The following is a 6,013-nucleotide window of genomic DNA, read 5'->3' as shown; positions in this document are numbered from 1 at the left end:
GGTGGCGTCGCTCGTCTCACGCGTGGCCGCGGAGACCCCGCCCCGCGAGATCGTGTTCCACGGCCACGACACCTGGGGCTCGGGCTCAGCCGCGGACGGGCTCGGGCTCCGCGGCGACCGGCGCGGCCGACTCCCGGCGCTCGACCCAGGCGGGAGCGTCCCGGCCGAGCAGGAGGTAGGCGATGCCGGCCGAGACTCCGCCCGCGAGCCACGAGACGTCGACGCCGCCGAGGGCGGTCGCGGCCGGACCCTGCAGGGCGGGCACCGAGCCGTTCATGAACAGCCAGGTCAGGGTCGCGCCGATCGCGAAGGAGAGCAGCGCCCGCCAGCGGACGTCCGGCAGCAGCGGCGAGCCGACCGGGGCGAACAGGTGCCCGAAGGAGCGGACGCGCGGCTCGAACACCGTGTAGTGCACCAGCACGATCGCACCCCAGGGGGCGACCCAGCCGACGAGGCCGACCAGCCACGCGTCGAGCGTGGTGGCGAGGTCGTCCTGGAAGACGAAGAACACCGCGGCCGCGAAGGCCAGCACGCCGACGATGAGGCTGAGCGCGCGGCGCCCGAGCCGGATGTCGAGGGCCTGGGTCGCCATGCCGAACGAGTAGATGTTCAGGACGTTGGTCGCGATCGGACCGTGCACCACCAGGAGCAGCACGGGGATCGCGAGGGCGCCGAAGTTCTCGACGATCAGCTCCCCGGGATCCACGGAGCCGTTCTTCGTCGCGAGGGTCGCGCCGAGGACGCCGAGCCAGACCACCGGGATGAACTGGCCGAGGACGCTGGCGAGGTAGAGCCCCCGCTTCGAGGAGCGGGGTCCGACGAAGCGGGAGTAGTCGCCGGCGTAGGCGAGCCAGGTGAGGCCCCAGCCGATGCCGATGGCGGTCATCACGATGGACATGGCCGCGATGCGGTCGCCTCCGGTGAGCGCGCCCTCCGCGGGGCCGGCATAGGACCAGTCGATGTCGAGGAAGAACCAGGCGACGACCGACATGATCGCCAGCACCAGGAGGGTCGGCGGCACGGTCCAGCGCTCGAAGGCGGCGATCGCGCGGTAGCCGAGGAAGGAGATCGCGACCTGCACCGCCATGATCATCGCCGCCACCGCGATCTTCCAGCCGACGTTCGCCTGCTCCGGGTCGACGACGCCGACGGAGCCGAGGAGCGCGATGACCAGGTCGAGGACGATCCAGGTGTTGATGGCGCACCAGCCGATCACGACCACGGCCTGGATGGCGGCCGGGATGTAGTTGCCGCGCCGGCCGAAGATCGCCCGTCCCACGAGCATTCCGGTCGCCCCCGTCCGCTGGCCGAGGAGGACGAAGAAGCCGAACACCGCCATCCCGACGACGTTGCCGAGCACGAGGACGGTGACGGTGTCCGCCAGGCCGAGGCCCATGTTCACGCCGAGGGCGCCGAGCACCCAGTTGATGGGGGCGATGTTGGCGCCGGCCCAGATCCAGAACTGCCCGTCGAGCCGGGCGGTGCGCCGGGAGTCGGGCAGGGGACTCAGCGCGTCCTCGGCGTCGGCGGTGCCGTGCAGGGTGTCGGTGCTCATGGCGGGTCCTCTCGGGGAGGGGGATGAAGGGGAGGGCGGGGCGCCCGGTGAGGCTCCACTCTCGTGCGGACCCGTTTCGGGCGGCGCGTCCGCGTGTAAATTCGCCGTGACGCGAGAGGACGTTCTGTATGGCCTACCTGCTGTCGGACGCGATGCGGGATCCGCGCCTCGCCGCCATGCTCCCGGTAATGGCCGCCGGGCACGCGGCCGCCGAGCGCGCCGTGATCCGCTGGGCCCACACGAGCGAGCAGCTCGACATCGCGCCCCTCCTCCTCGGAGGCGAGCTGCTCCTGATGGAGGGCGCGCTCCTCTCGACCGACCAGGACCCGGCGGAGTGCCGCGAGTACGTGCGGTCGCTGGTCGACGCGGGAGTCGGCGCCCTCGCTCTCGAGCTCTCGCCGCGCCTGCCCGCGGTGCCGCCGCCGATCGTCGCGGCGGCCGACGAGCTCGGCCTCCCCGTGCTCGCCCTGCCCCGGCGCGTCCCCTTCGTGCAGGTCTGCGAGAGCATCAACACCCACCTCACCGAGCAGAAGTTCCGGAGCATCCGACTGGCGGACAGAGTGTCCGGTCTGCTGGCCGACGCGGCCTCCGGGGACGCCGGCGTCGACGAGCTCCTGCAGGTCGTCGCCTCCGCGACGGGCGCCTCCGCCTCGCTCGTCTCGCTCACGGGCGACGAGATCGCCCGCGCCTCGCCCGGGCCGGGCGTCGACACGGAGCCGACGGCCGGGACGTTCTCGAACGTGCTGCACGCGGGCGACTCCCTTTTGGGCACCCTGCATCTGCGAGCCCACGCCGACGCCGACCTCCACGCCGTCGCCGTCGCGCTCGACCGGGCGCCGGACGTCCTCGCGATCGCCGTGCTCCGGCACCGCCCGCCGTCGGTCACCGAGCGGCTGACCGCCCAGCTCTTCGCGATCGCATCCGTCGAGCTCGCGGACCCGGCGGCCGACCTCCAGATCGACGCCTTCCTCGGCCGCCTCGGCGCCGGATCCCGGGAGCGCTACCTCGGCGTCCGGGCCGACACCGGTCACGACGACCGGCGGCTCCGCGCTCTGCTCCGCCTCCTGACGGGCGCGGGAGCGGATCCCGGCCCGGTGCTCTGCGTGGTCGGCTCCGAGCTGCTGGCGCTGCTGCCGTTCGCCACCGCCGCCGCGATGGAGGAGGGCCGCGCGGAGCTGCTGCGCCTCGGCGCCGCCCTCGACTCGGACGCTCTGCTCTGCGTCGGCAGCGGGCTCGGCGGGCAGGAGCGGGTGCCCCGGGAGCTGGCGGAGGTGCGCGGCGCGCGCGAGTGGGCGCCCGCGGGCGGAGTCGTCGACTCGCGCCAGTACCGCCTGGAGCGGTTCGCGAGCTCTCTGCAGGACGATCCGGAGGCGGACGACCTCGTCGAGGAGGTGCTCGGGCCCCTGCGCGCCCAGCGCGGCGAGCTGCTCGCCACCCTCGAGGCCTTCGCGTCGCTGTGGGGGAGCAAGACGGCGACGGCGGCCGCGCTCGGCATCGGCCGGCAGACCCTCTACGACCGGCTCGCGCGGATCGAGGAGCTGATCGGCCCGCTCGACTCGTCGCCGGCCCGCGCCCGGGTCGTCATGACCGCCGTCTTCCTGCACCGGGCGCGCGCGGCGCTCCCGGCGGGCTCGCCTCCGGTCGGGCGGACGTTCCCGCCTCCCGCCGAACGCTGACGCGGCCGGACGGGATCGAACGGCTCAGGCGGGCAGCAGCTCCGCGACGAGCGCCTGCACGCGGGCCCTGATGTCGTCGCGGATCGAGCGGACCTCCTCGAGCGGTCGGCCCTTCGGGTCGGCGAGGTCCCAGTCCTCGTAGCGCTTGCCCGGGAAGACGGGGCAGACGTCGCCGCAGCCCATCGTGATCACGACGTCGGAGGCCTGGACCTGCTCGGTGGTCATCAGCTGCGGGACGGCCTGCGAGATGTCGATGCCCTCCTCCGCCATCGCCTCGATCGCGATCGGGTTGATGCTGTCGCCGGGCTCGGAGCCGCCGGAGCGGACCTCGACGGCGCCGCCGGAGAGGGCGCGGAGGTAGCCGGCGGCCATCTGCGAGCGGCCGGCGTTGTGGATGCAGACGAAGAGGACGGTGGGGGCGGCCATCGGGGCTCCTGGTGTCGAGGGGCGGTGCTCGGAGGAGCACGGGGCGAGGGTAGCGCGCCCGGGCGAACGGCTCGCGGGCCCGCGGAGCCGCAGGAGACTTCGACGGCCGGGTCGGGAATATACCCCCCGGGGGTATGATGCACTCCCCTGGACCGAACCGGAGGAGACACCATGACCGACCACGCCCACCACCACCCGACCACCTGGCGCGCCGCCGCCCTCGCGACCCTGCACTGCCTGACCGGCTGCGCGATCGGCGAGGTCCTCGGCATGGTGATCGGCTCCGCCCTGGGTCTGCCCGCCCTGGCGACGGTCGCCCTCTCGATCGTCCTCGCGTTCGTGTTCGGCTACGCGCTCACGATGCGGGGGGTGCTCCGCTCCGGAGTGACGTGGCGCGCCGCCGTCGGCATCGCGCTGGCGGCCGACACCGTCTCGATCGCCGTGATGGAGGTCGTCGACAACACGGTGGTGCTCGCGATCCCCGGAGCGATGGACGCGGGCCTCTCGTCCGGCCTCTTCTGGGGCTCGCTCGCCGGCGCCCTGGCCCTGGCCTTCGTCGTCACGACCCCGGTGAACCGCCTGCTCATCTCCCGCGGCCGCGGCCACGCGGTCGTCCACGGCCTGCACGGCTGAGCCGCGCGGGTCTCGATGCGCCGCCTGCGACGGCCGATCGACCAGCAGGAGGCGCGTGCTGATCGACCAGCACGCTCCTGCTGATCGGGCAGCGGGCGCCGCGAGATCCCGCCGGGCGTCAGCCCCGCAGGCGGCGGTAGTGGCGGTTGCGGACCGAGAGGATCGCGCCTCCGATCACCGCCGCGAGGAACGAGCCGGCCAGGACGCCGACCTTCACGTGGTCGTCGGACTCGCTGCCCGCGCCGAACGAGAGCTCGCCGACGAGCAGCGACACCGTGAATCCGATGCCGGCCACGAACGCCATGCCGATCACGTCCACCCAGCGCAGCGACGGATCCAGGCCGATGCCGCGGAAGCGGGTCAGGAGGAAGGTGCTCCCGGCGATGCCGAGCGGCTTGCCGAGCACGAGGCCCGCGATGATGCCCACGGCGATCGAGTCCTGGAACGAGTCGACCAGGCCCGCGACTCCGCCGACCGTCACTCCGGCCGAGAAGAACGCGAAGACCGGCACCGCGACCGCGGTCGAGAGGACGCTCCAGCGGTCGGCGAAGTGGGCGGCGAGACCGTCGTAGACCGGGCGCCCCTCCGCATCCGACCCCACCTGCACCCGGGCGCGCTTCGTCGCGACGACCGGCACGGTGAAGCCGAGCAGCACGCCCGCGACCGTGGCGTGGATGCCCGAGGCGTGCACGAGCGCCCACGTCGCCACTCCGAGCGGGATCAGCACCCACCAGGCACGCACGCCGCGCTGCACGCAGACCGCGAAGACCGCCAGCGGCACCAGCGCGAGCAGGAGCATCAGCACGTCGATGCCGGCGGTGTAGAAGACGGCGATGATCGTGATCGCGATGAGGTCGTCCACCACGGCGAGCGTGAGGAGGAACGTCCGCAGCGCCGGCGGGAGGAAGCGGCCGACCACGGCGATCACCGCGACGGCGAAGGCGATGTCGGTGGCGGCGGGGATCGCCCAGCCGTCCAGCGCGGCTCCTCCGCGGGGCAGGTTCACCGCGGTGAAGATCAGGGCGGGGACGGCCACGCCGCCGACGGCCGCGACGATCGGCACGAGCGCCGTCTTGGGGTCGCGGAGCTTGCCGGCGACGAACTCCTCCTTGAGCTCGAGCCCGACGACGAAGAAGAAGATCGCGAGCAGGCCGTCGGCCGCCCACGACCCGACGCTCAGCTCGAGGTGCAGGGCCTCGGGGCCGAAGCGGAAGTCGCGGACCGCGGTGTAGAGCGCGGACGCGGGGCTGTTCGCGACGATCAGGGCGAGGAGGGTCGCGGTGAGCAGGAACGCTCCGCCGACCGTGTCCTTCTGGAGGGTCTGGCGGAGTCCCCGCCAGATCGAGTGGGGGGCCTGATCGGCGGGCAGGGGCTGGTGCGGCATGAGGGGTTCCGTCCGGAGGGGTGGGTGAGCGCGGGGACGCGGCCGCGGACTCCGGAGGAGGGGCGGTCGCGGGTCAGCCGCGCGGCGGCGGGCAGCCGGCGATCTCGCCGTGCGCGTTCGTCCCCCACGAGCTGAGCCATCCGTTCGTGCCCGAGGCGCGCTTGGTCAGCAGCTGCCGGGTCGGGTACGCCGCGGCGGCGCGCGCGCGGGCGCGGCTCAGCGGAGGGAGGGTCAGGGGCACCGCACCAGGGTACCGGTGGCACCCGCGAGGGGGCCGGGTGTGCACGAGCGCTCGGAGGAGGAGCCGTCTCTCCCGCTGCCGAGCCTCCCCGCCCCCTC

The 6,013-nt window shown here is 73.7% G+C and carries 6 protein-coding genes; 2 read left to right on the top strand and 4 right to left on the bottom strand.

Going from position 1 to position 6,013, the window contains the following annotated elements:
- Window positions 1-85 precede the first annotated feature (85 nt).
- The gene (locus C5C95_RS06120; RefSeq protein ID WP_104324037.1) at window positions 86-1,555 is read right to left on the bottom strand and encodes a cytosine permease; all 1,470 of its coding nucleotides are present in this window, start codon (window positions 1,553-1,555) and stop codon (window positions 86-88) included.
- A gap of 128 nt (window positions 1,556-1,683) precedes the next feature.
- Here C5C95_RS06120 and C5C95_RS06115 point away from each other — a divergent pair, with 128 nt between their 5' ends.
- The gene (locus C5C95_RS06115; protein WP_104324036.1) at window positions 1,684-3,231 is read left to right on the top strand and encodes a PucR family transcriptional regulator; all 1,548 of its coding nucleotides are present in this window, start codon (window positions 1,684-1,686) and stop codon (window positions 3,229-3,231) included.
- 24 nt (window positions 3,232-3,255) lie between these two features.
- Here the strand turns inward: C5C95_RS06115 and C5C95_RS06110 are convergent, their stop codons facing one another.
- Window positions 3,256-3,657: an arsenate reductase ArsC gene (locus C5C95_RS06110; protein WP_104222419.1), complete on the bottom strand. Its 402-nt coding sequence runs from the start codon at window positions 3,655-3,657 to the stop codon at window positions 3,256-3,258.
- 171 nt (window positions 3,658-3,828) lie between these two features.
- Between C5C95_RS06110 and C5C95_RS06105 the strand changes: the two genes are divergently transcribed.
- Window positions 3,829-4,290 carry a DUF4396 domain-containing protein gene (locus C5C95_RS06105; RefSeq protein ID WP_104324035.1) on the top strand — a complete coding sequence of 154 codons (462 nt, stop codon included), beginning with the start codon at window positions 3,829-3,831 and terminating at the stop codon, window positions 4,288-4,290.
- A gap of 118 nt (window positions 4,291-4,408) precedes the next feature.
- Here C5C95_RS06105 and nhaA read toward each other — a convergent pair whose 3' ends face one another.
- Both nhaA and C5C95_RS17380 read right to left on the bottom strand, forming a co-directional pair.
- The gene (gene nhaA / locus C5C95_RS06100) at window positions 4,409-5,674 is read right to left on the bottom strand and encodes a Na+/H+ antiporter NhaA (protein WP_104324034.1); all 1,266 of its coding nucleotides are present in this window, start codon (window positions 5,672-5,674) and stop codon (window positions 4,409-4,411) included.
- A gap of 73 nt (window positions 5,675-5,747) precedes the next feature.
- Window positions 5,748-5,915, bottom strand: coding sequence for a hypothetical protein (locus tag C5C95_RS17380; RefSeq protein ID WP_181027217.1), 168 nt, complete (start codon window positions 5,913-5,915; stop codon window positions 5,748-5,750).
- Window positions 5,916-6,013: the final 98 nt, after the last annotated feature.

The organism is Rathayibacter sp. AY1B7, from assembly GCF_002932735.1.
GTDB lineage: Bacteria > Actinomycetota > Actinomycetes > Actinomycetales > Microbacteriaceae > Rathayibacter.
The sequence above is the reverse complement of the archived record's forward strand: the minus strand, read 5'-3'. Positions and strand labels throughout refer to the sequence as shown.

Excerpts from the sequence above, each read along its gene's own strand:
- C5C95_RS06115 (WP_104324036.1), top strand. The coding sequence starts at position 1,684 with ATGGCCTACCTGCTGTCGGACGCGATGCGGGATCCGCGCCTCGCCGCC.
- C5C95_RS06110 (WP_104222419.1), bottom strand. The coding sequence starts at position 3,657 with ATGGCCGCCCCCACCGTCCTCTTCGTCTGCATCCACAACGCCGGCCGC.
- C5C95_RS06120 (WP_104324037.1), bottom strand. The coding sequence starts at position 1,555 with ATGAGCACCGACACCCTGCACGGCACCGCCGACGCCGAGGACGCGCTG.
- nhaA (WP_104324034.1), bottom strand. The coding sequence starts at position 5,674 with ATGCCGCACCAGCCCCTGCCCGCCGATCAGGCCCCCCACTCGATCTGG.
- C5C95_RS06105 (WP_104324035.1), top strand. The coding sequence starts at position 3,829 with ATGACCGACCACGCCCACCACCACCCGACCACCTGGCGCGCCGCCGCC.